The sequence below is a fragment of the Sphingobium sp. 22B genome (assembly GCF_001580035.1).
GTDB lineage: Bacteria > Pseudomonadota > Alphaproteobacteria > Sphingomonadales > Sphingomonadaceae > Sphingobium > Sphingobium fuliginis.
In genome coordinates, this window is the sequence record NZ_LTAB01000021.1 from 42,305 (window position 1) to 66,938 (window position 24,634).

Below are 24,634 nucleotides of genomic sequence, written 5' to 3' on the forward strand. Positions count from 1 at the left end.
GCCTCAATGCATCGCGACCGCTTGCCCCTTGGGCAAGGGACGCAGGAACAGCACCAGCGGCAATACGGCGATGATGCCGACCGCCAGCATCGTGAAGATGTCGTTATAGGTCATCACCAGCGCTTCCCGCTGGATCGTGCCTGCCAGCGATCGAAGCGCGGCGTCCTGCCCGCCCAGCGAATGGGCGAGGCCGCCGATATAATCCTGCACCTGCCCGCTATTGGCACTCAGGCTTTCCTCCATGCGGCGGCTGTGCAGCCAGCTTCGCTGGTCCTGGATGGTGGCGATGCCCGCCAGCGCCAGCGATCCGCCCAGATTGCGGACGGCGTTGAACAGCCCGGCGGCATCGCCCGCATCCTCGCGCGGGACCGATGCGATGGCCGCCTGGTTGAGGAACAGGAAACCGAATACGCTGCCCACGCCGCGCAGCAATTGCGACTCGACGAAATCATGGCCTACCGCCTGATTGGTCAGCACCGTGTCGACCCAGCAGCTCGTCGCCATGACGAGCAGCCCGGCGCCCACCGCGATGCGGATGTCGAGGTGCCGGATCAGCAGGGGGGTGAGCGGCATCAGCATCAGGCTCGGAATGCCGGACAGCAGGACGATGCGGCCCGATTGCAGCGCGTCATAGCCGGCGATCGCCGCCAGGAACTGCGGAATGACGAAGGCGGTGCCGTACAGCATCATGCCGATCACCAGCCCCATCAGCGCAACGGCCCCGAATTGCCGGTCGAGCAGCAGCTTCAGCCGGATGACAGGCCTTTTCGCGAAATATTGCCCGGCGAACAGCAGGATGAAGCCGATGCCGGAGACGATCGACATCAGGACGATCTCGCTGCTCTGGAACCATTGTTCCCGCTGCCCCTCCTCCAGCACGATGGTAAGGCCGCCCAGGCCCAGCGCCATGCCCGCGATGCCCAGCCAGTCGGCCTGCCGGAATTCGCTGAGGCGCGGCTTTTGATGCGGCATCGTCACCAGCAGCAGGGTGATCAGCACGATGCCCACGGGCAGGTTCAGGAAGAAGGCGTAGTGCCAGCTTATATTCTCCGTCAGCCATCCGCCGACCAGCGGGCCGAGCACCGGCCCAAGAATGGCGGTGACGCCGAACAGCGCATTGCCGATCGGCTGCTGCGAACGGGGAAGGCGCGTGGCGATGATGGTCATCGCCGTGGGGATCAGCGCGCCGCCGGTAAAGCCCTGGCCGACGCGGCCGATGACCATGGTGGTAAGGTCGCCGGCCACGCCGCACAGCATCGAAAAACCGGTGAACAGAAAGGCGGCGGCGAGCAGCAGGGTGCGCAGCCCCAGCAGCCGTTCCAGCCAGGCCGCCAGCGGAATGACGATGATCTCCGCGACCAGATAGGATGTCGCGATCCAGGTGCCCTCCGTGCCGCTGGCGCCGATCTCGCCCTGGATCGTGGGCAGCGCTGAATTGACGATGGAAATGTCCAGCGTCGCCATCATCGCGCCCAGGCTTCCCGCGATGACGGCCAGCCACGCGGCGGTGTCGGCGCGTTCGGGAAGGGGCGGCGCGGCCGGAGCGGCGGTGGCGTTCATCGGCCGATCCGGGCGTTATGCCGCTCCTGCTCCCGGCGGATCTGCGCGGCGGCGTTCCGGGCCGAACGGGTGTCGACGGACACTTCGACGGACATGCCGGGGACCAGCAGCTTCCGGGTTTCGGGGCCGGCGCTGACGGCGATGCGCACCGGGATGCGCTGGACGATCTTGGTGAAATTGCCGGTGGCGTTCTGCGGCGGCAGGACCGAAAACTGGGCGCCGGTGCCGGGCGCGATGCTGGCGACCCGTCCGGGCAGCTCGATCCCGGGCAGCGCATCCACCGCGATCGTCACCGGCTGGCCGACGCGCATCAGGCCCAGTTGCGTTTCCTTGAAATTCGCCTCGACATAGAGGCTGGCATTGGGAACCAGCGTCATCAGCCGGCTGGCGGCCTGAACGAACTGGCCCTGCCTGACGCTCCTGTCACCGATCCGCCCGTCGACCGCCGCCCGCAATATCGTCGCCTCCACATTGGTGCTGGCGGCCGAAAGCTGCGCACGCGCGGCCTCGCCCTGCGCTTCCGCCTGCCGCACCTGTGTCTGCAGGGTGGCGATCCGCTTCTGCGCGCTGGTCAGTGTCGCCCTGGCCGCCGCGGCCCTCGCCCGCGCCTGGGTCGCCTGGTTCTGAAGCTCCGACAGGCGCTCGCGGGTCTCCGCACCGCTGGCCGCCAGCGGGCGATAGCGCTCCACCTCGCGCGCGGCGAAGGTGGCATTGGCGTTGGCGGCGTTCAGATCGGCCTCGGCCTGCGCGACGGCGGCGCGTTGCTCAGCAATCTGGGCGACGACCCCGGCCGCATTGGCCTTGGCCACGTCGATCTGCGCCACGGACTGGGCCGCCTGCGCCCGGTAATCGCGCGGATCGATCTGAACCAGCGGCTGGCCGGCCTTCACATCCTGGTTCTCATCGACGAAGACGCGGTCGACATAGCCGGACACCTTGGGCGCGACGGTGATCGAATCGGCCTGGATATAGGCGTCGTTGGTCGATTCCTGATATTTGCCGAAGGTTTCGAAGCGGATGAACCACAGCACGCCGCCGCCGATCAGCGCCAGCGCCACGAGCAGCAGGATCAGGCGTGCGCGCGGGCTTCTGAGCGCGGAGGAGCGGCTCTGGCCCGAGTCGTCGCCATGGGGGGGAGAAGAAGCCACTGTCTCAGAACTCATCGATGGAACCCGCAGATCGCAATCCCGTCCCCCTATGCTCGCGCTTGCACCATAGCGCAATACCATTTATTGAGGTTCCTCATGAATGGCGCCGACGAACAGCTACTGACCGACCTGTTTCGGGTCATCACATTGATCCGCAGATCGTTCGACCGCGCGATGACGGAACAGGGCGCATCGCTCGCCCAGACCAAGATATTGATGTGCATAAAGGCGCAGCTGGGAACGGCGCGCGCCGCCGACATTGCCGAGATCATGAATCTCGCGCCGCGCACGGTGACGGAGGCGCTGGACGGGCTGGAGCGCGAAGGCCTGATCCAGCGGGTGCCGGACAGGGACGATCGGCGGGTGAAGCGGCTGGCCATCACTCCGGCCGGAGAGGCGGCGGTCGCCGTGACGGAGCCTCTCCGCCTGCAACTGGGGGGAAAGCTTTTGAAGGCGCTCAACCCTTCGGAACGGCGGCATTTCCATGCTGCGCTGCAAAAATTATTGCAGGGACTGGACGACGCCTGACCTTTTGATTCGCGCGATATTCTCTGTTATCATCGCCCCGCCCGACCGGCATAAGCCCGGCGGCAAGGGAGAGTGCGATGGAGCGTATGCATTACAGCATGTGCCAATGCAGCGTCGGGTTGCTGAGCCTGTGCAGCGCGTCGGCCCTGGCGTTGACCGGCACGCTTTATATCCTCCTCCACTGACGGCCCGCGGGCAATCGTCCGGAACGACGCGCCGCGGGGTCGAATGCGGCGCGCCCTGAATATCAATCCTTTTCCACCTGGCCCACGTCCCGCACCGCGCCGCGCGCCGCATTGGTGGTGAGCGCCGCATAGGCCCGCAGGGCGGGCGACACATGGCGCTTGCGGCCGAACGGCTTCCACGCTTTCGCGCCGCGCGCCTCCATTTCCGCCTTGCGGGCGGCGATGACGGCGTCGTCCAGGTCCAGCCTGATCACGCGATTGGGAATGTCGATGAGGATGGGGTCGCCGGTCGCGATCAGCGCGATCAGCCCGCCCTCGGCCGCTTCGGGCGACACATGGCCGATGGAAAGGCCCGAAGTGCCGCCGGAAAAGCGCCCGTCGGTGATCAGGGCGCAGGCCTTGCCCAGCCCCTTCGACTTCAGATAGCTGGTCGGGTAGAGCATTTCCTGCATGCCCGGCCCGCCCTTGGGCCCTTCATAGCGGATGACGACGACATCGCCCGCCTTCACTTCATTGCCCAGGATGCCGGCGACCGCAGCGTCCTGGCTTTCATAGACCCGTGCCGTGCCGTGGAAGGTCAGGATGGATTCATCCACCCCGGCCGTCTTCACGATGCAGCCTTCGGGCGCGATATTGCCGAACAGCACGGCCAGCCCGCCATCCTTGGAAAAGGGATGCGCCGCGCTGCGGATGACGCCGGTCTCGCGGTCGGTGTCCAGTTCCTCCCAACGGGCGTTCTGGCTGAACGCCTGGGTGGTGCGGACGCCGCCGGGCGCGGCGCGGAAGAAGTTGCGGACCTCCTCGCTATTGGTGCGGCCGATGTCCCAGCGGTTGAGCGCGTCGCCCAGCGTCGGCGCATGGACGGTCGGCAGGCTGGCGTCGACCAGCCCGGCGCGCTCCAGCTCGCCCAGGATCGCCATGATGCCGCCCGCGCGATGGACGTCCTCCATATGCACGTCATTCTTGGCCGGCGCGACCTTGCAGAGGCAGGGAACGCGCCGTGACAGACGGTCGATGTCGGCCATGGTGAAATCCACCCCGCCCTCATAGGCGGCGGCGAGCAGGTGAAGCACCGTGTTGGTCGACCCGCCCATGGCGATGTCCAGGCTCATCGCGTTCTCGAACGCGGCGAAGGTGGCGATGTTGCGGGGCAGGGCCGATGCGTCGTCCTGTTCGTACCAGCGCTTGGCGAGGTCGACGATGGTGCGGCCCGCCTCCAGGAACAGCTTTTCGCGGTCGGCGTGGGTGGCCAGGGTCGACCCGTTGCCCGGCAGCGACAGCCCCAGCGCTTCGGTCAGGCAGTTCATCGAATTGGCGGTGAACATGCCGGAGCAGGAACCGCAGGTCGGGCAGGCGGACCGCTCGATGACCTTCACTTCCTCGTCGGTATAGCTGTCGTCCGCCGCGACGACCATGGCGTCGACCAGGTCCAGCGCGACGGTCTTGCCGCGCAGCTCGGTCTTGCCGGCCTCCATCGGACCGCCCGAGACGAAGATGGTCGGGATGTTGAGGCGCATCGCGGCCATCAGCATGCCGGGCGTGATCTTGTCGCAGTTGGAAATGCACACCAGCGCGTCGGCGGTATGGGCGTTCACCATATATTCGACGCTGTCCGCGATCAGGTCGCGGCTGGGCAGCGAATAGAGCATGCCGTCATGGCCCATGGCGATGCCGTCATCGACCGCGATGGTGTTGAATTCCTTGGCGACGCCGCCCGCCGCCTCGATCTCCCGCGCGACGAGCTGGCCCAGATCCTTCAGGTGCACATGCCCCGGCACGAACTGGGTGAAGCTGTTCGCGATGGCGATGATGGGCTTGCCGAAATCCTCGTCCCTCATGCCGGTGGCGCGCCAAAGGCCGCGCGCGCCCGCCATGTTGCGGCCATGGGTGCTGGTGCGTGAACGATAATGCGGCATGGGTCTGTCCTCGGTTCCTGTCCGGCCGCCTTACGCCTTCGCGGACAGGTTGTGAAATATATTGCAGCCGCGCTATAAGGTCGCAGAATGAATGACTGACATGGACCTTCGCCAGCTCAACCATTTCCTCGCCGTGGCGGAGGAACTGCATTTCGGCCGTGCCGCCGAACGGCTGGGCATGACCCAGCCGCCGCTCAGCCAGTCGATCATGGCGCTGGAGCGGGAACTGGGCGCGCCTCTCTTCACCCGGACCAAGCGGCAGGTGGCGCTCACCCCCTTTGGACGGCAATGGCTGGAGCATGTCCGGCCCGCCGTGGGGGCCGTGGCCGACCTCGCTGCCGTGGCGCGGCGCCTGCAGGCCGGGACGGTCGGGCGGATTGTCCTCTCCTTCGTCAGTTCGGCGGACTACAGCATCCTGCCCGCGCTGGTGCGGCGCTATGCCAATGCTTTCCCCAGGGTGGACATGACGCTGGTGGAAGCGACCAGCGACGTCCAGGTGGAGGCGCTGGTGGAAGGGCGGACCGACGCCGGGCTGCTGATCCCGCCCGCATCCGGCCTGCCCGCGGCCATCGATTATCGCCCGTTGCTGCGCGAGCCGCTGGTGGCCGCCGTGCCGGAGAATTGGGTGAAGGACGGCCGCCTGCTGGTGGAGGACGGCAGGCTGGCCGGGGAGGGCTGGCTCGACCAGCCGCTGCTGCTCTTCCCGCGTCACGTCGCCCCCACCTTCCACGATCTTGTCATCGACCATTACCGGGCCCAGGGGCGGGAGCCGCATGTGCGCCAGCGGGCGATCCAGATGCAGACGATCATCAGCCTCGTCTCCGCCGACATGGGATTGGCGTTGGTCCCCGCCTCGCTGCGCAACCTCGCGCGCACGGGCGTGCGCTATCTGCCGCTCGCTGGCCTTGCCCCCATGCTGGAAACCGGCCTGGCGTGGCGCCGGTCGGACGAGGCGCCGACGCTGCGCGCCCTGCTGGGCATCGCCCTCGACATGGCCGGGGGCTGATCGCCTTATCGGACGACCGCGCGCGTATAGAGGTGCCAGGTGGCATAGCCCAGCACGGGCAGCACCACCGCCAGCCCCACCAGCGCGGGCAGGGCGCCCAGCACCAGCAGCGCGACCACGATCAGGCCCCAGGCCGCGACCGTCACCGGATTATGCCATGCCACGCGGCAGGATGTGCGCACCGCGACGCCCCAACTGACCGGCTTGTCCACCGCCATGGGGAAGGAGACGACGCTGACCGCCAGCGTCAGCAGCGCGAAGCCGAAGCCGACCAGATTGCCGAGCACGATCATCTGCCAGCCCTGCGACGTGCCGAATATGGCCGACAGGAAAGCGCCCACGGAGGATGTCGAGCCGGGCACATTTTCCAGCGTCGCATGATAGATGAACCAGGCCGTCGCCATCCACGCCATGAACAGCAGCGCCAGCACGCAGGTCAGGTCGAACAGGGCGGACCCGCCCGGCTTACGGATCACGTCCAGGAAATGGCGCCAGCGCGCGTCCAGCCCGGCCTCCCGCCGCCGCGCCAGTTCGTAGAAACCGCTGGCGAATGCCGGCCCCAGCAGGATCGCGCCCGCCACCAGCGGAAAGATCAGCGGCAGGATCGACATCCGGCTGGCCGACATGATCGCGAGCGCGACGATGATCGGATAGATGAAGCCGATGAACACCAGATCGCCCCTTTTGGCGAGGAAATCGTCCCATCCCTGACGCAGGGCGACGCGCAGGTCGTCGAACGTGATGGTGCGGATGGAAATATCTTGCCCGGCGGACGCCGCCTGGGACGGGTGAGCCATTGCCATGGTTCGCTCTCCTGACCGAAAGCCATGAAGCTCCTGTTCTTATATGTCCTCTGTCGGGACATGCGCGCCTTTCCGGGGCGAGCATCTCTCGGCATGAGGGAGCGCCTCATGGCCAATGGCGGCATCCTACACCCGGAACACGGCGCCCGCCAGCCCTTTGATGCCCCGCGCGGCTTCGCCTGTCGCGCCACTGCTGGATGATGCGCCTCCGGCATGTTTCTCAGTTATTGTGAATGTTATTTCGTTCAGCGATTTTTCGACGGTCCGCTTCTACGATCCGCTTCTGCGAACAGAACGACAGACCTGCGTCACGCGGGCAATCGGGAGGGATGACATGCGCGTTGCGTCGACCAGACTTGCCCTGCTTTCAGGTATCGCCTTCGCCGCCATGGCTCCGCCGGGTCCATCCTTCGCGCAGCAGCAGGGTGCGGCGGCCCCGGCGGATGGCGCTTCGGAACCGCCGGACGCCGCCCCGGCCGGCTCCCCGATCCCGGCCCCATCCTCGCCCCCCGCGCCGTCCGATCCGCCGGTGGAGGCCGATATCGTCGTTTCCGGTTCGCGCATCGTGCGGGACGGTTTCAACGCCCCCACGCCCATTTCCGTGATCGGTGCGGAGCAGGTGCAGAACCGCGCGGCGATCAGTATCGGCTCGGTGCTGCAGGAGGCGCCCGCCTTCCGCCCCAGCCAGAACCCATCGGCGGCGCGCACCTTCACCAATAGCGGCTATTATGCCGACCTGCGCGGGCTGGACGCCAACCGCACCCTCGTCCTGGTCGACGGCCATCGCTTCGTGCCGACGTCCAATGTCGGCACCGTCGACCTCAGCCTCATCCCCACCTTCCTGGTCGAACGCGCCGAGGTGGTGACCGGCGGCGCGTCCGCCGCATGGGGCTCCGACGCCGTGGCCGGCGTCGTCAACATCATCCTCGACCACAAGCTGACCGGGCTTCGCGGCGAAGCGCAGGCCGGCATCTCGGAAGAAGGCGACGGCTATAACATGAAGGTCGCGCTCGGCGGCGGGACAAGCTTTGCCGACGGCGCGGGCCATATCATCCTGGGCGCGGAATATTCCTATGACGAGGGGGTGGGCGACAATTACACGCGCGACTGGGGGCGGGAGGAATGGTGGTTCGTCACCAATCCCAATTTCGCCACCAACGGCCAGCCCGCGCGCATCTGGACGAAGAATGTCCACTACGCCTCCCAGACGCCCGGCGGCCTGATCGCCACCGGACCGTTGCGCGGCACCGCCTTCGCGCCGGACGGCACCCCCTTCCAGTTCAACTTCGGGGAAGTATGGGGCGACGACCAGATCGGCGGCGACGGTTACGGCATCGGTTCCTGGACCGGCGTCAACATCAGGCAGCCGCATGAGCGCGTCGTCGCCATGGGCCGGGTCAGCTTCGAAAGCGGCGACACCAGCTTCTTCGCGGAGGGCAACTACGCCCATGTCGACTGGACCGTGCCCAGCATCGGCACGCGCAATTTCGGCACCCAGTCGCCCAGCACCAGCGCCTTTTCCCCCATCGTCGTCAGCGCCGACAATCCCTTCATCCCGGCGGCGACGCGGGCGGCGATCGACAATTACAATGCGACGCGGCCGGCCGGCGCGCCGGCGCTCACCAGTTTCCAGCTCGGCCGGTTCGGGACCGAGAATTTCCAGCAGATCGTCAGCAAGGCGAATGAGACCGCCCGCGGCCTGATCGGCGCCGAAGGCTCCTTCGGCGGCATCAAATGGGACGTCTATGCGCAATATGGCCAGAACCGGTTCATCCGCGGCGTCATCGGCCAGCGGATCGAGGCGAACTGGCGCCGCGCCATCGATGTGGTGAACGTGATGCAGAACGGCGTTTCCATCCCCGTCTGCCGCGACCTGCTCAGCCCCAACGCCGCCATCCGCAACGCCGCGGCGGGCTGCGTGCCCTATAATATCTTCGGCACCGGCACGGCCAGCGAGGCGGCCAAGGCCTATGTGACCGGCCTCTCGCTCCAGCATCAGAAGACGACCCAGACGGTTGTAGCCGGCAATCTCCAGGCGGAACCCTTCTCGACCTGGGCGGGGCCCGTGTCCATCGCGACCGGCATCGAATATCGCCGGGAGACATTGCTCTCCATCCCCAGCCCGCTGGAGGCGGCCCGCGCCTTTTCCAGCGCCAACTCCGCCTTCGTGGACGGATCGTTCGACGTGAAGGAAGGCTATGTGGAGCTGCTCGTTCCGCTGGCGGCGGACAGGCCATTCTTCCGCCATCTGGATGTCAACGCCGCCGCCCGCTACGCCGATTATAGCGGCGCGGGCAGCGTGTGGACCTGGAAGGCGGGCGTGAACTGGTCGATCACCGATGAATTCCGCGTCCGCGCCACCCGCTCGCGCGATGTCCGCGCCCCCAATCTCACCGAAATGTTCACGCCGGAAAGGAATCAGAACGCGCGCATCATCGACCCGGTCACCAATGCGGCCTATACGGTGCGCACCTTCTCCGTCGGCAACAGGAACCTGGAACCCGAAGTCGCCAATTCGCTGACGGCGGGGTTCGTCTATCAGCCGCAATGGGCATCGGGCCTGCAATTGTCGGTCGACTATTATGACATCGACATAGACGGCGTCATCAACACCTCCGTCGCGCAGGTCGTCCTCGACTCCTGCGTCGCGGGCGACGCCAGCCGCTGCGCCTTCATCACCCGCCCCGTCGCCGACGGTCCGATCACGGAGATGGTGACGCCCTATCTGAACCTCAACCGGTTCCAGACCAGCGGCGTCGACATCGAACTGTCCTATCGCATGCCGCTCGGCGCGGGCAATCTCAGCACGCGGCTGCTCGCCACCTATGTCTGGGACTACAGGCTGACGGACACGACCGGGGCCATCGACCGTTCCGGACAGAATGGAACGCCCGTCAATGGCGGCACGGTCGGCATGGTGGACCTGACGATGAACGCGACCATCGCCTATGACACCGACGATTTCGGCGTGAACCTCCAGGCGCGCTACATCAACGACGGCAAGATCGACACCGCCGCCGTGCCGGGGACGGCGACCAGCCTCAACATCAACAGGATTCCCAGCCGCATCTATTTCAATCTGGGCGGAAAGCTTGTCCTGACCCGCAGCGAGGACAACGACAGGAAGGTGGAACTGTTCGGGACGATCGACAATCTGCTCGACACCGATCCGCCATTCCCTTCCTTCGACGGGACCTATTATGACCTGGTGGGCCGTGCCTATCGGCTCGGCGTGCGCTTCCGCTACTGACGCCCTTGGGGGAGAATGACGATGCGCGGCAACAAGGCGGCTCTGGCCGCAGCCATGGCGGCCCTGGCGTTCGGCGGATGCGCCGCCGCACCGTCGGCGGCGGTCAATGCCCCAACGGCTCCGGCCGAACCGCTTTCCGTCTTCGGCCATCGATCCGTGCTGGAGTTCGGGCCGGCTCTGCTGGCGGCGAAGAATGCGCCGCCCGGAACCGTCGTCACCGCCAGCGGCGGGGTTCCCAACCTCTGGGCGGCGCCCGACCCCGCGCTCGCCGCTTCGGTCGGCGGGCATGCGGAGGGCGCGCCGCCGCCGCCCAATCCCGGCATGGCCGATCTCGCCGGCAATGCCGAAACGCAGACGCTGCGCATGTCGCTGAAGCATCCCGACGTCCGCATCGTCGTCACCACGACGGAAGGCCTGTACCGCATCGTCGCCCGGCGCTCCTCCGGCATCGCCTCCGTCGCGGACCTGAAGGGAAAACGGATCGCGGTGTTCGTCAACACCTCCGCCGCCTTCTACCTCCACAGGCTGCTGAAGGGCGCGGGGCTGGGCGAAGCGGACGTCACCATCGTTCCCCTGACCGCCAGGGCCGGCGCGGACGCGGTGATCAAGGGCGATGTCGACGCGCTGTCGACCTGGGAACCCGAAGCGGAACGCGCGGCTCTCGCGCTGGGAGACAATGGCCTCAGCATCCAGCCCAAGGGCGCCTATCGCGAAATATACAGCCTGAACGCCAGGGCCGGGACGCTTCGCGATCCGGCGAAGCGGAAACAGGTCGTCGCCTTCCTGCGCGAACTGCTGGCCGGCTGCCGCAAGGCGGAGGAAGATCCCGGCGAAATGCAGGCGATGCTGGCGGAACGGACCGGCCAGAATCTCGAACTCATTCGCCAGTCATGGCATCATCACCGCTTTCCCTGCGCGCTTCCCGACGACCTGCTGGACGTGATGGTGGAGGAGGAGCAGTGGCTCGCGAAGATCGACGGCCGCCCGCCGCGCGACCGCGCAACGCTTTCCCGGCTGATCGACCCCAGCCTGTTGCGGGAGGCGCGGGCGCGCTGAGCGGCAGCGCCCGCGTTCCGCCTTCAGGACGCCGGTTCGGCGTCCAGCCGGACCACCCCCGCCACGCCGTCGCGCGCCAGGGGATAGCGGCTCAGCACCAGCGGATCATGGCCGGGAATGATGTGGTTTTCCGAACTCGCCAGTTCCCGCATCCTGTCGAAGCCGAACAGCATGTCGGTCATGCTGTCGAAGGAGGGGAAGGGCCGCGCCTGCTCGAAATTGGCGTAGAGATGCGCGGCGTCGGAACCGAGCACCACCCAGCCGCGCCGGGTCTTCACCCGCACCACCTGCAATCCGCGCGTATGCCCGCCGACCCGGTGCAGGGTCAGGCCCGGCGCCAGTTCGCTGTCGCCATCGTGGAATTGCAGGCGGCCGTCGAACAGCCGCCCGATCATCGCCTGGACGTCGCCGGGCTCATAGGCGTGGCGCAACGGCTCGTGGCACATGCAGCGGCCGGTGCAATAGGCCATTTCCGCATCCTGCACATGGTACCGCGCCTGCGGGAACATCGCATGATTGCCCGCATGATCGAAATGCATGTGGGAAATGATGACGTCGCTGACCGCGGCGGCGTCGATGCCGATGGTCTTCAGCCCTTCGTTCACGGGCCGCACCAACTGCCGGTTGCGCTTGATCCCCATGGCCGCGTCGAAACCGGTGTCGAGTATATAGGTGCCGTGGTCGCCCACGATCGCCCAGACGAAATAGTCGAGCGGCATCGGCCGGTCGTGCGGATCGCCGCCGACGAAATTGGCCGATGCGGTGCGATCGTGATGGCCGTACTGGACGGCATAGACCTGATAGCAATCCTCCAACGACTTCCCTCCCAAATCTCGCGTCAGGCGTTCAGCCGATCTCGACGCCGGCCCATTGCTCCACGACCCGCGCCATCATCGTGAAGTCGGCATCCGCGCCGAACTGCGCCGCCGTGATGTCCAGCATCGTCTTGGCCAGATTGCCCAGCATCATGGGTACGCCCAATGCCTGCGCTTCGTCCAGGCAAAGCCGGACGTCCTTCAGCGACAGGCCGGTCGCGAAGCCGAAGTCGAATGTGCGCGGGACGACGGCGCGGGGAAACTTGTCCCGGGTGGCGCTGTTCTGCCCGCTCGACATGTTGAGCACGTCCAGCATCACATGCGGGTCCAGCCCCGCCTTGACCCCCATCGCCATCCCCTCCGACGTCGCGGCCAGCGCCACCACCGACATGATGTTGTTGATGAGCTTCATCGTCTGCGCCTGACCGGGCTGCATGCCGACCGGGATCACCTTGCCGAAATGGGAAAGCAGGGGCGCGACCTCCTCCTGCACGGCTGCCGGCGCGGCCAGCATCAGCGTCAGCTTGCCCGCCAGCGCCCCGGCGCGCCCGCCGCTGACCGGCGCGTCGGCGAACGACCTGCCATGCTGCGCCAGCAGGCCCGCCGCCTCGGCAGAGGCGCGCGAACCGATGGTCGACAGGTCGACCACGATCCCGACCCTCGTCCCCGCCAGCTCTGCCGCCACTTGCCGGACGATCTGGGGGGAAGGAAGGCTGGTGAACACCATGTCGGCCCGGTTGCCGACCTCCTCCACGCTGTCGCCGGCCAGGCCGCCCGCCGCCGCGAAAGCCGCCCGCGCCGAAGGATTGACGTCATAGGCGATCACATCATGGCCATTTTCCAGCAGCCGGGGCGCCATGGCGCTTCCCATGCTGCCAAGGCCGATAAATCCCACATTCCGGCTCTGCGTCATCGACTGCTCCTCAAACATCGCCCTGCCGCTGGCATCAGCGGGCCATCCATCCGCCCTCGATCGGCAATATGGCCCCATTCATATCCGTTCCGGCGGGGCCGCACAGCAGCAGCAGCACCTCCGCGACGCTGTCGACATCGACGAACCGGCCGCTGGGCTGCTTCCCGTCCAGAAAGCGCGTCTCCGCCTCCGGCCGCGTCAGCCCTTCCTCGATCATCATCCGCTCCAGCCGGTCGGACCAGAGGGGCGTCAGCACCGACCCCGGCATCAATGCATGGCAGGTGATCGGACTGCCCGCCGTCTCCAGCGCGGTCGCGCGCGTCAGTCCCTGGATCGCGGTCTTGGTCGTCACATAGTCCACCCGGTTGACGGTGCCCCGATAGCCATAGACGGACGTCATGTTGAACACCCGTCCATATTGCGCCTCCCTCATCTTCGGCAGAACCATCTGCGTCGCAAGGAAGGCGGCGGTCACGTTGACGGCCAGCGCCTCGGTCCATTTGTCGATGGGGAAATCCTCTATCCGCGCGAAATGCCGGACGACGGCGTTGTTGATCAGGATATGGACCGGACCCAGCGTCCGCTCGGTATGGTCGACAAGGTCCCGCACGGCTGACGCCTGGCGCAGGTCGGCGCGGCAATAGACGGCGCGCACGCCATAATCCCGCTCGATCGCCTCACCCAGACAGGCGGCTTCCTCCGGATCTTCCAGCCCGTGCAGCATGACGTTCGCGCCGGCCGACGCCAGCTTGCGCGCCATGGCCTGGCCCAGCCCCCCGACCGATCCCGTGACCAGCGCATTGCGGCCGGCGAGTCTTCCTGCGTCATTCATGGTCCGTCACCGTCAGTTCGGTAAAGCGCGACACGTCTTCGCACCGGTCCAGCGCCAGTGCGGCGTCGACAAGGCGCCGGGCCTGCGCTGCGGTCAGCGTTCCCGCCACATTCTCGTTGAACTTCGCCACGATCTCATCGGTGGTCATCGGATTTTCCGACGATCCGCGATTATGTTCCTCGATCTCCTCAAGGACGGTGCCGTCGGTCAGTTCCACGGAAATCACCCCCTTGAACTGCTCCGGGCCGGGGAGGGACCCGTCGACCCGATATCCGACCCGCCGCGCCAGGGAGAGAATGGCCTCGTCGCGCAGATATTCCGGCTGATAGGCGTCCTTCCCCAGCCTGCCCCGCACCAGCGCCTCCGCCAGCGTATATTGCAGGCTGACCCGCCCGTGCGAATCGGTCAGCGGATGCAGCTTCTCGCCCTGCGGCTCGCACACGATGCCGACGATATAGGGCGCGACATCGCACCTTATGGCGCGGATGCGCTCTGACGACAGGCCGTGACGCTCGCGCAGCCGCAGCAGCGCGCTGACATAGGGATGGATGACATGGGCGGCGGGAAAGGGCTTGAAGGAGGCGTTCCGGCTTTCCCATTCCTCGCCCAGCGCATCGGTCAGCCGGCGCCAGTCGGGCGTCACGGCCTCGTCCTGAAGATGCGACGCATAGAGGCCGAAGCGCCCCTCCAGCACCTCGGCGGGACCGGTGACGCCGGCCTCAGCCAGTGTCGCCGCGGCGATCCCGCTCTGCGCGGCCCAGCCGGGGTGCAGGAATTTGGACTGGGTGCCGTCCACCCAGCATTGGATCAGCCCCGCGGCGAAGCTGCCGGTGATCCCGGCGGCGCGGATCATCCCATCCTCCTCCAGCGCCAGCATCTTTCCCGCAAGCCAGCTCACGCCGAACGGCGCGAACAGGCCGGAGGGGTGGAATCCCCGTTTGTGGAACTGGCCCGGCGCCAGGCTGCCGACGCGGCAACTGATCTCGTTGCCGATGGCTATGGCCAGGATCGCGTCGCGCCCGCCGCAGCGCAGGCGGTCGCCCAGCGCCAGCGCCGCCGCGACGGCCGGGCTGCTCATGTGCACGATCGATTCATTATGGGTGTCGTCATATTCCAGCGCCTGCGACAGCGCGCCGTTGGCGAAGGCCGCGCCCGACACGCTCGACCGCGCCGTCCCGCCCCAGATGCGGGCCTCCGTTCCGGGATGCAGGCCGGCGGTGGCGCGGCGCACCGACATGCCGAACGGGCGCTGGCTGCCCGCGATGGAAAGCCCCACCACGTCGATGACGCGCAGCATGGTCGCGGTCACAACATCGTCGGGCAGATCATCGAACCGCATTTGCCTAACCCAGGCCGACAGTTTTTGCGAAGCGGCTATCACCCCTCGGACCCCTCCAGATCGTTATTGAAGATACCGGTATCACGATTGGGATACGCCGCGAACCCGCATGGCACAAGTCCCAATTTTCCTGGGCGGCAGGTTCGGCCCGGTTTTCGGTTTGGCTGGACCAGGCGCGCAACGGCCCTCCGCGCTACGCCTGTCCCGCGCTCCAGGGCATTCTCAGCGTCGCAGATTCCAGTTGGTCACGGCTTCATCGTCGATTTCCGCACCGCTGACGGCCGCCACTCTCGCGAGCATCATATAGGTACAGGTGATGAAGAGGATCTCGAACAGGGTGGGCAGGCCGAAATATTCCTGCATGGCCGCCAGACTCCTGTCCGAAGGGGAAACGTCCGACACCAGCTCGCTGACGAAATCGCACAGGCATTGCTCCGCCGCAGCGAAGACGCTGAAGTCGCCGCTTTCCAGCCCCTGCCTTTCCCGCTCCGTCAGGCCCAGCGCGGCGGCAATGCTTTCATGATGATAGATCTCATAGTCGGAACGCGACAGATAGGCGACGCGCAGGATGATCAGTTCGCGCTGCCGTGGCGTGATGCTGATGTCGAATATGGCGGCGCGGCCCAGTGCGCGCTGCGGCGCCCAGAAGGGGTCGGGAGCATGCATGGCCATGCGCGATATGTTCAGCACGCGACCGAACGCCCCGGACAGCACTTCGCGCTTCGTTTCCGACAGGCCGGCGGGGTCTGGATAAGGAATGCGTGTCACGAAATCTCCTGTTTCCGGGTCCTGTCGGCGCTTGCGGACGGAGCAGCCAAGAACGGCACGGCATTTAGCGGATTTCCCGCAATTCCAGCACATCGGGAAAGCATTGGCTATCCAATAACATTATGCTGAAGCGACGGCATATGGCATTCTTCGCGAACTTTGGCCCTAGCTAAACCGAACCATCCTATGGTACCGGTATCTCATAAAGATTCAATGAGGATGGTGAAAAGGATCGGGAGCGGCCGCCTTCCCAATGGCTGCGCAACGCCTTTCCAGCGCCGCTTCAAGCGCCAATCATGATCGAGAAGGGTGTTTCCATGTCCGACAATCTCTTTACGCTGCGGGGGCGCAAGGCATTGGTCGTGGGATGCGACAGCGGCATAGGATTGGCCTGCGCCCGCGCCATCGCGGCAGCCGGCGCCAGCCTGGTCATGTCCGGGCTGGAAACGGAGAGGGGGGAGGCATTGGCCCGTGAAATCGCGTCGGACAGCGGGCAATCCGTTCATTATCGCGCCGTGGACGTCCGCGATGAGGCAAGCGTCGAAGCCCTGGTGGCAGCCGCGACCGGGATCATGGATGGCCTGGACATCGCGATGAACAACGCCGGCATCCCCGGCCCGGCGGCGGCCATTCAGGATCTGGCGGCGCGCGATTTCGACAATCTGTTCGCGATCAACGTGCGCGGCGCCTGGCTGAGCATGAAATATGAGATTCCGGCTATGCTGGCGGCGGGGCAGGGGGGCTCCATCATCAACCTCGCCTCGACCGCCGCGCTCTCCGGCCTCGCCTATGTCGGCGCCTATTCCGCCAGCAAACATGCCGTCGCAGGGTTGACCAGGTCCGCCGCCATAGAGCTTGCCCCCCACAATATCCGGGTGAACGCGATCGCGCCCGGGCCGGTCCAGACCGACCTGCTGCACAATATGCGTGCCGGCCGCAGCCAGGTGAGCGACGTGCGGCCCGCATCCGTGCCGATGGGCCGCGTCGCGCAGCCGGAGGAGATGGCCGGCACGGTGGTCTGGCTGGCTTCGCAGGCGGCATCCTTCGTCACCGGATCGATCATATCCGTCGACGGAGGCGTGATCGCCGCCTGAACGACCATGAATTTACGATAGCAAAGACCATAAGCGCCCCGGAAAGGGCGAATAAGCGGAGGTGACGGAGATGGCGCCGGAGGCAATCAGATGAGCGGTGGAGCCCCGATCGATGCGGTGCGCACGGGTTCCGGCCCGGAAGCGGCGGTGGGCGCAGCGCTCGACAGCATCACCTCCGCCCGGCTGCGGATCGTCCCGCCGCTGCTGCTGGGTTTCGTCATGCTGTTCGATTCCTGGGACAGCATCGCCATCGCCTATGTCATGCCCTCGCTCACCCGCGAATGGGGCCTGACGCCGGTCGCCGCGGGCAGCCTGATCTCGGCCGGCTATGCCGGGCAGTTCGTCGGGGCGATCCTGCTGGGGTCGCTGGCCGAACGCTTCGGCCGTATGCCGGTATTCCTGGTCTCCGTCGTCTGGATGGGATTGCTGGCGATCTTCTGCGCGCTGACGCCGGGCTATGGCGCGCTGTTCGCCCTGCGCATCGTCCAGGGCGTGGCGATCGGCGGCGCGCTGCCGGTGTCGATCACCTATATCAACGAAATCGCGCCCTCCGCCACGCGCGGCCGCTATTTCGGCATATTCCAGTTCATCACCATGGCGGGCTATGCCGCCGCATCCTTTTCCAGCACGGTCGTCATCCCTCATCTCGGATGGCGCTGGTTGTTCGCCTTCGGGGCGATTCCCCTGCTGATCCTGCCGGTGGTGATGCTGCTGCTCCCGGAATCGCCGCGCTGGCTGGTGCGCAGCGGCCGGGCGGACGACGCGGCGAAGGCGCTGCGCAAGTTCGGCTATGCCGCCGCCGATCCACGGGCGCTCCGTTCGTCCGAACCGTCCGCCGGGCCAGCGCCCCGCTTGCCCGCGACCATATTGTTCGCGCCCGAATTCCGCCGCCGCACGACCGTCGTCATGCTGCTCTGGTTCTTCACCTCCTTCGCCAGTTTCGGGCTGACGACCTGGCTGCCGTCCATCTATGTGTCGGTCTTCCATATCCCGGTGGCGACGGCGTTGCGCTATTCCGCGACGGCCAGCCTGCTGTTCCTGGTCCTCGCGCCGACCATCGCGCTGGTGATCGACAGCGTGGGCCGCCGTCCGCTGGCGATCGGCGGATCGCTGATCGCGACCGTCGCGCTGCTGACGCTGGGCTTCACCCTGCCGAAGGACGTAGCGATCCTGGTGCCGCTGGTGATCGCGGGTCAGCTCTCGATCTTCACCGGCTCCATCGTCCTGTGGCCCTATACGGCGGAAACCTATCCCACCCATGTCCGCGCCGTCGCGCTGGGGCTCAGCAGTTCGCTGGCGCGCGGCGCATCCACCCTGACGCCGGTCGTGGTGGGCGCGATCCTGGCCAGCGGCGCGTCGGTCGCCATCGTCTTCGGCATATTCGGCCTCTGCGCCGCCGGGGCGCTGATCCTGTGGGTCACGGCCACGCGGGAAACCGCCCGGATGCGGCTGGACGCGATCTGATGGCGACCGCCCTGCAAGCCGGGCTGGACCCCGACGCCCGCGCCGTGCTCGACCTCATGGAGGCGAGCGGCCGGCCGCCGCTCCATCTTCTGAGCGTCGAAGGGGCGCGGGCGGCGATCCGCACGTCGCTGGAAACGCTGGGAAAGCCGCCGCCGCCCGTCCGGGAGGCGGATCTTTGGGCGGACGGGCCGCGCGGCCCCGTTCCCCTCAGGCTCTACCGGCCCATGCAAGTGCCGGACGATGCGCCTCTGCCCGCCATGCTCTATTTTCACGGCGGCGGCTGGATGACCGGCGACCTCGCCTATGGCGCATGGTTCTGCGCCTCGCTGGCGGAGCGGGCCGGCATCGCCATGCTGTCGGTGGATTACCGGCTGGCGCCGGAATATCCCTTTCCCGCGGCGCTGGAGGATTGCATGGCCGCGCTCCGCCATGCCCGTCGCGATGCTGCGGCGCTGGGCATCGACGCAGGACGGATCGCCGTCGGGGGCGACTCGGCGGGCGGCAATCTCGCGGCGGCCTGCGCGCTATGGGCACGCGATGAAGGCCTGCCGCTCAGCGCGCAGATATTGATCTATCCCGTCACCGATCTGGTGGAGGAGCATGAGTCCTACCGCCGCAATGCCGATGGTTTCGGCCTGACCGCGGACATGATGCGGTGGTTCCGCACGGCCTATCGCAACGGAGCGGACCCCGCCGATTGGCGCATGTCGCCGCTGCGCGCGCCCCGGCTGGAGGGTGTCGCGCCGGCATGGGTGCTGACCTGCGGTTTCGATCCCCTGTGCGGCGAGGGCGACGCCTATGCGGATCGGCTGGCGGCGGCCGGCGTGCCGGTGAAGCATATCCGCCATGCCGACCAGATCCACGGCTTTTTGATGTGGCCGAAAATGATGCGCGCATCCGACCGGGCCTTGTCCGGCATGGTGCGGGAATTGCGCGCCAGGCTGTTCGCCTGAGCCAGCAGGAGAGCTTGAATATGGCAGAAGACCCGATTTTCGACACCCATGCGCATCTGATCGCGGATGACGATGTCGCCTATCCGCCGTCGCCCATGCGCGGCACGACCCATGTCACGCAGATGAACTACACGGCCACCGCCGAATGGCTGATCGACCGGATGGACCGCAATGGCGTCGGCAAGGCATGCATTGTCCAGCGCGGCCATGTCTATGGTTATGACAACAGCTATATCATCGATTCGGGCAGGAAATATCCCGACCGTTTCGTGCCGGTGGTGATATTGGACGCGCAGGACCCCGAAACGCCCGCCAAATACCGGGACATGGTGTTGAACCATGGCGTGCGCGGCCTGCGCTTCGCCCAGACGCATTTCGAATTCTTCGATACCGCCTGGATGAATTCGCCCAATGCCATGGAATGCTGGCGGACGGCGGCCGAACTGGGAACGCCGGTGGCGATCATCTTCTTCCGCAGGCATTTGTCCTGGGGGCTGCCGGCCCTGAAGTTCATCGCGGAATATCTGCCGTCGCTGAAGATCATCGTCGATCATATCGGCACGCCGCACACCCTCTCCAACCCGGAAAAGGCGCGCTATGTCGCGGCGGGTCTGGACAGCAGCATGCCGCCGCCGCCGGATTTCGGCATTGCCGATACCATCTCGATCTTCGAAGGGCTGCCCAATATCAGCTTCAAGTTCACGGAGATCAACATGGAGCGGCTGGCCGACCAGAAGGCGGAACCGGCCGCGTTTATCCGGCGGCTGGCGGATGTCTTCGGCGCGGACCGGCTGATGTGGGGCTCCGATCTGGGCCAGAGCGAATGGCCCTATGAGGAAAAGGCGGCGGCGGCGCGAAGGGCGGCGGCCCAACTCGGCCCCGACGAACGCCGCGCCTTCCTCTATGAAACGGCGGAGAGGCTTTATGAGCGCTGAGGTCCAGATGAGCGCCGAGGTCCGGGTCGACACGCACGCCCATATCTGGGGGCCCGCCATGCCCTTCTGGAGCAGGGCGTGGAAAAGGCCCGACTATGCCTATACGGTGGAAACCTATCTCGACACGCTGGACGCCAGCGGCGTCGATTTCGCGGTGATCGCGGCGGCCAGCCTGTTCGGAACCTATAATGACTATGTCATCCGCGCCCTGCGGCAGCACAGGCGCCTGCGCGGAACCGTGATCGTCGATCCGGAAATCGGGATGTACGATCTGGAGGGCATGCGCCGCGACGGGGTGGTGGGGGTGCGGTTGCAGCTTTTCCACACCGACCTGCCGGATTTCGCTGCCGACGGCTATAATCGCCTGTTCCACCGGCTGCGCGACATGGACATGCATGTCCATGTGAATGTCGAGGCGCACCGTCTGCCATCGGTGCTGGACGGCCTCAGGCCCAGCGGGGTCAAGGTGGTGATCGACCATTTCGGCTGGCCGGATGCGGAAAAGGGGCTGGACTGCCCCGGCTTCCAGGCGGCGGTCCGGGCCTGTCAGGACGGCATGGCCTGGGTGAAGCTGTCCGGCGGCTTTCGCCGGCCCGATCAGGACATAGCCCGCATGTTCGCGCAGGCCTATGTCGAGCGGGTCGGGACGGAACGGCTGTTCTGGGGCAGCGACGCGCCCTTCGTGGGGGCGGAAGGGACGGTGACGCATCGGCAGACGCTGGACCAGCTTGGCTATTGGCTGCCCGACGCGGCGGTGCGCGCCGCGATCCATCGCAGCGCCCTTGATTTCTACTTCGCCTGACCGGAGCGGGTGGAGGGAAGCTTGAAGACGCCGCTGCCGCGTGCGACAGCACCATCGGGCCCCAGCAGCACGCCGTCGCAGAAGGCGAGGGACCGGGTCGCGCGCAGCAGGCGGACGCGGGATTCCAGCCAGTCGCCCGGTTGCGGGCCCCGCATGAAATCGACGGACAGCGATATGGTCGGCGCGTGGGAAACGGCACAGCCCGCCTGCGCGTTCTGGCCCAGGCAGACGTCGAGAATGGATGACAGCCAGCCGCCATGGGCGAAACCGGAATAGCTGCAATTATGCGGCGCGACCCGGAAACCCAGCCGGACGGCTTCCTCCGCCGCCGGTTCGAAGGGGTCCGCGATATAGAAGGGACCGTTCAGATGCTGGAAGGGATCGACGTCGGCGCCTTCCTTGACGCGCCAGCCGGGCGGGGCGGATTGTTCGATTGGGCTCATGGGGGTCTCCATTGTCGCTTGCCGCGGGCGTGAGATACCGGTACCAATTTCTCTAGGGACAGGATGATGGAAAGGCAAATGATATGAAGAAGGGAAAGGTCATCATAAGCTGCGCGTTGACGGGGAGCATGCATACGCCGACCATGTCGCCGTTCCTGCCGGTCGCGCCGGAAAAGATCGCCGAGGAGGGCATCGCGGCCCACCGGGCGGGCGCGGCGATATTGCACCTGCACGCCCGCGATCCCGAAAACGGCCGTCCGACGCCGTCCGCCGAGGTCTTCATGCAGTTCCTGCCGCAACTTCACGCGGAAACCGACGCGGTGATCAACATCAGCACCGGCGGCGGACCCGGCATGACGTTGGAGGAAAGGCTGCGCGCGGCGGTTCAGGTCAGTCCCGAACTCTGTTCGCTCAACATGGGCTGCATGAACATCAACCTGTCGGAACTGGCGAGCCGCCACGACTTCAAATATGACTGGGAAAAGCCCTTTCTGGAGGCGACGGAAGATCTGGTCGCCAAGAACACCTTCCGCGACATACGCCACATCATTGAGACATTGGGTCCGGGCGGCACCCGGTTCGAGATGGAATGCTACGAGATCGGCCATCTCCACAATATCGCCTTCTTCGCGGACAAGGGACTGCTGAAGCCGCCTTTCCTGATCCAGTCGGTGCTGGGCGTGACCGGCGGCATGAGCGCCGACGCCGACAGCGTCTATTTCATGCGCCAGACCGCCGACCGGCTGTTCGGCGGCGATTATATCTGGTCGCTGTTCGGCGCTGGACGGCACCAGATGGGCGTGTGCACCATGGGCGCGCTGATGGGGTCGAGCGTTCGCGTGGGACTGGAGGACAGCCTGTTCATCTCCCGGGGGCAACTGGCGAACAGCAATGCCGACCAGGTGCTCAAGATCCGCCGGATATTGGACGAGCTGGGCCTGGAAGTCGCAACCGCGGAGGAGGCGCGCCAGATGCTGGGGCTGAAGGGCCGGGCCAATATCAACCTCTGATCCGCCATTCGCCCTGATCTGCGGGTAATGGCCTAAGAAGCGTCATGCTGAACCTGTTTCAGCATGACGCAGGATTCGATCGGGAAAGATGATTATGCGGGCCCTGAGCCTAAATCGTCTCCAGCTTCCGCCGCGCCGTTTCCGTGGTGGCGAAGATCCAGAGCAGCGCCGCCCCGAAGGCAAAGGCCGCAAATGCGCTGTAAACCAGTGAAATGGCGGCCCCGGTGCTCAATATCACACCGACGAACAGCGGCGTCAGCATGGATGCGGCGCGCGCCATCGAACTGGAAACGCCCATGCCCACCGCGCGCAGATGCGTGGGGAAGCTCTCCGCCGTATAGGGCCACTGGATGAAGGAACTGAGCGCGCTGCCCAGCGTGCCGACCACCACCAGCGCCACCAGCGGTCCGGTCTCGAAGCGGAAGAGGGCAAGCGACAGCAAGGCCAGCCCCGCCGCCAGGCAGCCGCCGATCGCATAGGGCCGCCGCCCCACCCGATCCATGGTCGCACCGATGAACGGCGTGGCGAGCAGGAACAATATGGGCGTTGCCGCCGCATAGCGCAGGGCGTCCGCCAGCGCTATGCCGTAAACCGTCACGAAGATCGACGGCGCCCAGGTGGTCAGCCCGAAGTTGGTGAAGGCGACCGTGAACCAGATGCTCATCAGGATGATCGTCGATGCGCGCTGTTGCGGCGCGAACAGAGCGGAAATCGGTATCCTCGCCGGCTCCCGAAGGCGCGGCGCGGCCTGCCGCAGGTCGCCGTCCGACAGGTCGATCCTGCCCCCCAGCTTCGCCAGCGCGCCCGGAACCTGCCCGGCGCGGCCGGTGCGGGCCAGCCAGCGCGGCGATTCCGGCAGGGTCAGCATCACCACCGGCAGCAGCAGCAGCGGAATGCCGCCCAGCCCGATCAGCCAGCGCCATCCCAGTTCCGGTATGATGACCGTGCTGGACAGGGATGCCGCCGCATAGCCGCTCATGCACAGCCACTGGAAGATCATGAAGTAGCGGCCACGGGTCATCGTCGGCGCGAGTTCGTTGATATAGGTGATCGATACCGGCAACGCCCCGCCGATCGCCAGTCCCTGGACGAAGCGGATCGCCAGCAGCGCCTCCGGCCCCGGCGCCACCGTGCAGGCGATCGCCAGCGTCGCCATCACCAGGACCGATCCGACGAACACCGGCATGCGCCCGAACCGTTCGGCAAGCGATCCCAGGGCTATGGCGCCCAGAAACTGGCCGATATATCCCGAAGAGATGAGCGCCCCCATCATCGCGGGATGCAGCCCCCATTCGCGCGACAGCGACGGCATGACATAGGCGATGGCGATGCTGTCCCAGGAATCGAACAGCATGATGAAGCCCATCAGCAAGGGCGCCAATATGCCGACGCGAAAGGTGCGGAGATTGTCGAGCGCCTCCCCCACGCGCAGTTCCAGCGGACTGGCGGCCGTCCTGTCGGCATGAGCAGCGGTCAGGCTGTCCATCTTGCGATCCTCTCCCTTTACGATCGGAAACGAAGCGGTTTCCCGCCCTTGCTTGTTGAAGCGTCTTAGCCTTCCGGACAGCCGGGCGCAATGATACCGGTCTCAACATTCCGAGCATGCAGGTGCGCGGCTTTGTTGCGATGGTCGCGGAAGCGCGGCGGAAGAAGCGCCGCTGTCCCTGTTCCGGCCCCGAATTTCCGTCCATTCAGGCTGATGGAGCGCGGATTCCCCACCCGCAGGCGCGCCGGAACGACGCAACGCTCGCAGCTTCGCCGGTTCAGCAAAAAATCTCGTCCTATGCTATATCCACAAATTATGCTCCGATCAT

At 66.2% G+C, this 24,634-nt stretch carries 21 protein-coding genes; 10 read left to right on the forward strand and 11 right to left on the reverse strand.

What is annotated here, in order from left to right; translation table 11 throughout:
* Positions 1-3 precede the first annotated feature (3 nt).
* Both A0J57_RS17760 and A0J57_RS17765 read right to left on the reverse strand, forming a co-directional pair.
* Positions 4-1,560 carry a DHA2 family efflux MFS transporter permease subunit gene (locus A0J57_RS17760; protein WP_061938168.1) on the reverse strand — a complete coding sequence of 519 codons (1,557 nt, stop codon included), beginning with the start codon at positions 1,558-1,560 and terminating at the stop codon, positions 4-6.
* The gene (locus tag A0J57_RS17765) at positions 1,557-2,708 is read right to left on the reverse strand and encodes an HlyD family secretion protein (protein WP_061938170.1); all 1,152 of its coding nucleotides are present in this window, start codon (positions 2,706-2,708) and stop codon (positions 1,557-1,559) included. Before A0J57_RS17765 ends, A0J57_RS17760 begins: the two co-directional genes overlap by 4 nt.
* A 96-nt stretch (positions 2,709-2,804) precedes the next feature.
* Between A0J57_RS17765 and A0J57_RS17770 the strand changes: the two genes are divergently transcribed.
* Positions 2,805-3,236 carry a MarR family winged helix-turn-helix transcriptional regulator gene (locus tag A0J57_RS17770; RefSeq protein ID WP_025549807.1) on the forward strand — a complete coding sequence of 144 codons (432 nt, stop codon included), beginning with the start codon at positions 2,805-2,807 and terminating at the stop codon, positions 3,234-3,236.
* A gap of 247 nt (positions 3,237-3,483) precedes the next feature.
* Here the strand turns inward: A0J57_RS17770 and ilvD are convergent, their stop codons facing one another.
* Positions 3,484-5,337, reverse strand: a complete 1,854-nt coding sequence (gene ilvD, locus A0J57_RS17775) for a dihydroxy-acid dehydratase (protein ID WP_044660624.1) — start codon at positions 5,335-5,337, stop codon at positions 3,484-3,486.
* A 100-nt stretch (positions 5,338-5,437) separates the two neighbouring features.
* Here ilvD and A0J57_RS17780 point away from each other — a divergent pair, with 100 nt between their 5' ends.
* A complete protein-coding gene (locus A0J57_RS17780) occupies positions 5,438-6,343 on the forward strand; it encodes a LysR family transcriptional regulator (protein ID WP_061938173.1) in 906 nt (301 codons plus the stop codon).
* A 5-nt stretch (positions 6,344-6,348) separates the two neighbouring features.
* Here the strand turns inward: A0J57_RS17780 and A0J57_RS17785 are convergent, their stop codons facing one another.
* Complete coding sequence (locus tag A0J57_RS17785; RefSeq protein WP_025549805.1) at positions 6,349-7,146, reverse strand: DUF2189 domain-containing protein; 798 nt, start codon at positions 7,144-7,146, stop codon at positions 6,349-6,351.
* Positions 7,147-7,480: 334 nt separating this feature from the next.
* Here A0J57_RS17785 and A0J57_RS17790 point away from each other — a divergent pair, with 334 nt between their 5' ends.
* On the forward strand, positions 7,481-10,396 hold the full coding sequence (locus A0J57_RS17790) for a TonB-dependent receptor (protein WP_158298530.1): 2,916 nt from the start codon (positions 7,481-7,483) through the stop codon (positions 10,394-10,396).
* Positions 10,397-10,417: 21 nt separating this feature from the next.
* Complete coding sequence (locus tag A0J57_RS17795; protein WP_061938179.1) at positions 10,418-11,452, forward strand: ABC transporter substrate-binding protein; 1,035 nt, start codon at positions 10,418-10,420, stop codon at positions 11,450-11,452.
* 23 nt (positions 11,453-11,475) lie between these two features.
* On the opposite strand, the gene A0J57_RS17800 is transcribed toward A0J57_RS17795, so the two are convergent.
* The 5 genes from A0J57_RS17800 to A0J57_RS17820 all read right to left on the reverse strand — a co-directional run bounded on the left by A0J57_RS17800 (position 11,476) and on the right by A0J57_RS17820 (position 16,119).
* Positions 11,476-12,267, reverse strand: a complete 792-nt coding sequence (locus tag A0J57_RS17800; protein WP_061938182.1) for an N-acyl homoserine lactonase family protein — start codon at positions 12,265-12,267, stop codon at positions 11,476-11,478.
* Positions 12,268-12,298: 31 nt separating this feature from the next.
* Positions 12,299-13,180: an NAD(P)-dependent oxidoreductase gene (locus A0J57_RS17805; protein ID WP_061938266.1), complete on the reverse strand. Its 882-nt coding sequence runs from the start codon at positions 13,178-13,180 to the stop codon at positions 12,299-12,301.
* 34 nt (positions 13,181-13,214) lie between these two features.
* Positions 13,215-14,012: an SDR family NAD(P)-dependent oxidoreductase gene (locus A0J57_RS17810; RefSeq protein WP_025551186.1), complete on the reverse strand. Its 798-nt coding sequence runs from the start codon at positions 14,010-14,012 to the stop codon at positions 13,215-13,217.
* A complete protein-coding gene (locus tag A0J57_RS17815) occupies positions 14,005-15,393 on the reverse strand; it encodes an MmgE/PrpD family protein (RefSeq protein WP_268873894.1) in 1,389 nt (462 codons plus the stop codon). Before A0J57_RS17815 ends, A0J57_RS17810 begins: the two co-directional genes overlap by 8 nt.
* 180 nt (positions 15,394-15,573) lie before the next feature.
* On the reverse strand, positions 15,574-16,119 hold the full coding sequence (locus tag A0J57_RS17820) for a carboxymuconolactone decarboxylase family protein (protein WP_061938188.1): 546 nt from the start codon (positions 16,117-16,119) through the stop codon (positions 15,574-15,576).
* 296 nt (positions 16,120-16,415) lie between these two features.
* Between A0J57_RS17820 and A0J57_RS17825 the strand changes: the two genes are divergently transcribed.
* The 5 genes from A0J57_RS17825 to A0J57_RS17845 all read left to right on the forward strand — a co-directional run bounded on the left by A0J57_RS17825 (position 16,416) and on the right by A0J57_RS17845 (position 21,367).
* A complete protein-coding gene (locus A0J57_RS17825; RefSeq protein ID WP_061938191.1) occupies positions 16,416-17,213 on the forward strand; it encodes an SDR family NAD(P)-dependent oxidoreductase in 798 nt (265 codons plus the stop codon).
* Positions 17,214-17,303: 90 nt separating this feature from the next.
* Positions 17,304-18,677, forward strand: coding sequence for an MFS transporter (locus tag A0J57_RS17830; RefSeq protein WP_061938194.1), 1,374 nt, complete (start codon positions 17,304-17,306; stop codon positions 18,675-18,677).
* A complete protein-coding gene (locus A0J57_RS17835; RefSeq protein ID WP_061938197.1) occupies positions 18,677-19,630 on the forward strand; it encodes an alpha/beta hydrolase in 954 nt (317 codons plus the stop codon). The genes A0J57_RS17830 and A0J57_RS17835 overlap by 1 nt, the downstream gene beginning before the upstream one ends.
* Positions 19,631-19,650: 20 nt before the next feature.
* Complete coding sequence (locus A0J57_RS17840; protein ID WP_061938200.1) at positions 19,651-20,565, forward strand: amidohydrolase; 915 nt, start codon at positions 19,651-19,653, stop codon at positions 20,563-20,565.
* On the forward strand, positions 20,555-21,367 hold the full coding sequence (locus A0J57_RS17845; RefSeq protein ID WP_061938202.1) for an amidohydrolase: 813 nt from the start codon (positions 20,555-20,557) through the stop codon (positions 21,365-21,367). The genes A0J57_RS17840 and A0J57_RS17845 overlap by 11 nt, the downstream gene beginning before the upstream one ends.
* Here the strand turns inward: A0J57_RS17845 and A0J57_RS17850 are convergent.
* The gene (locus A0J57_RS17850; RefSeq protein WP_061938205.1) at positions 21,355-21,810 is read right to left on the reverse strand and encodes a PaaI family thioesterase; all 456 of its coding nucleotides are present in this window, start codon (positions 21,808-21,810) and stop codon (positions 21,355-21,357) included. The genes A0J57_RS17845 and A0J57_RS17850 overlap by 13 nt on opposite strands.
* An 83-nt stretch (positions 21,811-21,893) precedes the next feature.
* Between A0J57_RS17850 and A0J57_RS17855 the strand changes: the two genes are divergently transcribed.
* Positions 21,894-22,820 carry a 3-keto-5-aminohexanoate cleavage protein gene (locus tag A0J57_RS17855; protein WP_061938208.1) on the forward strand — a complete coding sequence of 309 codons (927 nt, stop codon included), beginning with the start codon at positions 21,894-21,896 and terminating at the stop codon, positions 22,818-22,820.
* A gap of 109 nt (positions 22,821-22,929) precedes the next feature.
* Here A0J57_RS17855 and A0J57_RS17860 read toward each other — a convergent pair whose 3' ends face one another.
* Positions 22,930-24,306, reverse strand: coding sequence for an MFS transporter (locus tag A0J57_RS17860; protein WP_061938211.1), 1,377 nt, complete (start codon positions 24,304-24,306; stop codon positions 22,930-22,932).
* Positions 24,307-24,634 lie beyond the last annotated feature (328 nt).

Bases quoted from the DNA above. Each gene is read 5' to 3' on its own strand.
- A0J57_RS17760 (WP_061938168.1), bottom strand. From the start codon at position 1,560: ATGAACGCCACCGCCGCTCCGGCCGCGCCGCCCCTTCCCGAACGCGCC.
- A0J57_RS17770 (WP_025549807.1), top strand. From the start codon at position 2,805: ATGAATGGCGCCGACGAACAGCTACTGACCGACCTGTTTCGGGTCATC.
- ilvD (WP_044660624.1), bottom strand. From the start codon at position 5,337: ATGCCGCATTATCGTTCACGCACCAGCACCCATGGCCGCAACATGGCG.
- A0J57_RS17780 (WP_061938173.1), top strand. From the start codon at position 5,438: ATGGACCTTCGCCAGCTCAACCATTTCCTCGCCGTGGCGGAGGAACTG.
- A0J57_RS17785 (WP_025549805.1), bottom strand. From the start codon at position 7,146: ATGGCAATGGCTCACCCGTCCCAGGCGGCGTCCGCCGGGCAAGATATT.
- A0J57_RS17790 (WP_158298530.1), top strand. From the start codon at position 7,481: ATGCGCGTTGCGTCGACCAGACTTGCCCTGCTTTCAGGTATCGCCTTC.
- A0J57_RS17795 (WP_061938179.1), top strand. From the start codon at position 10,418: ATGCGCGGCAACAAGGCGGCTCTGGCCGCAGCCATGGCGGCCCTGGCG.
- A0J57_RS17805 (WP_061938266.1), bottom strand. From the start codon at position 13,180: ATGACGCAGAGCCGGAATGTGGGATTTATCGGCCTTGGCAGCATGGGA.
- A0J57_RS17810 (WP_025551186.1), bottom strand. From the start codon at position 14,012: ATGAATGACGCAGGAAGACTCGCCGGCCGCAATGCGCTGGTCACGGGA.
- A0J57_RS17825 (WP_061938191.1), top strand. From the start codon at position 16,416: ATGATCGAGAAGGGTGTTTCCATGTCCGACAATCTCTTTACGCTGCGG.
- A0J57_RS17830 (WP_061938194.1), top strand. From the start codon at position 17,304: ATGAGCGGTGGAGCCCCGATCGATGCGGTGCGCACGGGTTCCGGCCCG.
- A0J57_RS17835 (WP_061938197.1), top strand. From the start codon at position 18,677: ATGGCGACCGCCCTGCAAGCCGGGCTGGACCCCGACGCCCGCGCCGTG.
- A0J57_RS17840 (WP_061938200.1), top strand. From the start codon at position 19,651: ATGGCAGAAGACCCGATTTTCGACACCCATGCGCATCTGATCGCGGAT.
- A0J57_RS17845 (WP_061938202.1), top strand. From the start codon at position 20,555: ATGAGCGCTGAGGTCCAGATGAGCGCCGAGGTCCGGGTCGACACGCAC.
- A0J57_RS17850 (WP_061938205.1), bottom strand. From the start codon at position 21,810: ATGAGCCCAATCGAACAATCCGCCCCGCCCGGCTGGCGCGTCAAGGAA.
- A0J57_RS17855 (WP_061938208.1), top strand. From the start codon at position 21,894: ATGAAGAAGGGAAAGGTCATCATAAGCTGCGCGTTGACGGGGAGCATG.
- A0J57_RS17860 (WP_061938211.1), bottom strand. From the start codon at position 24,306: ATGGACAGCCTGACCGCTGCTCATGCCGACAGGACGGCCGCCAGTCCG.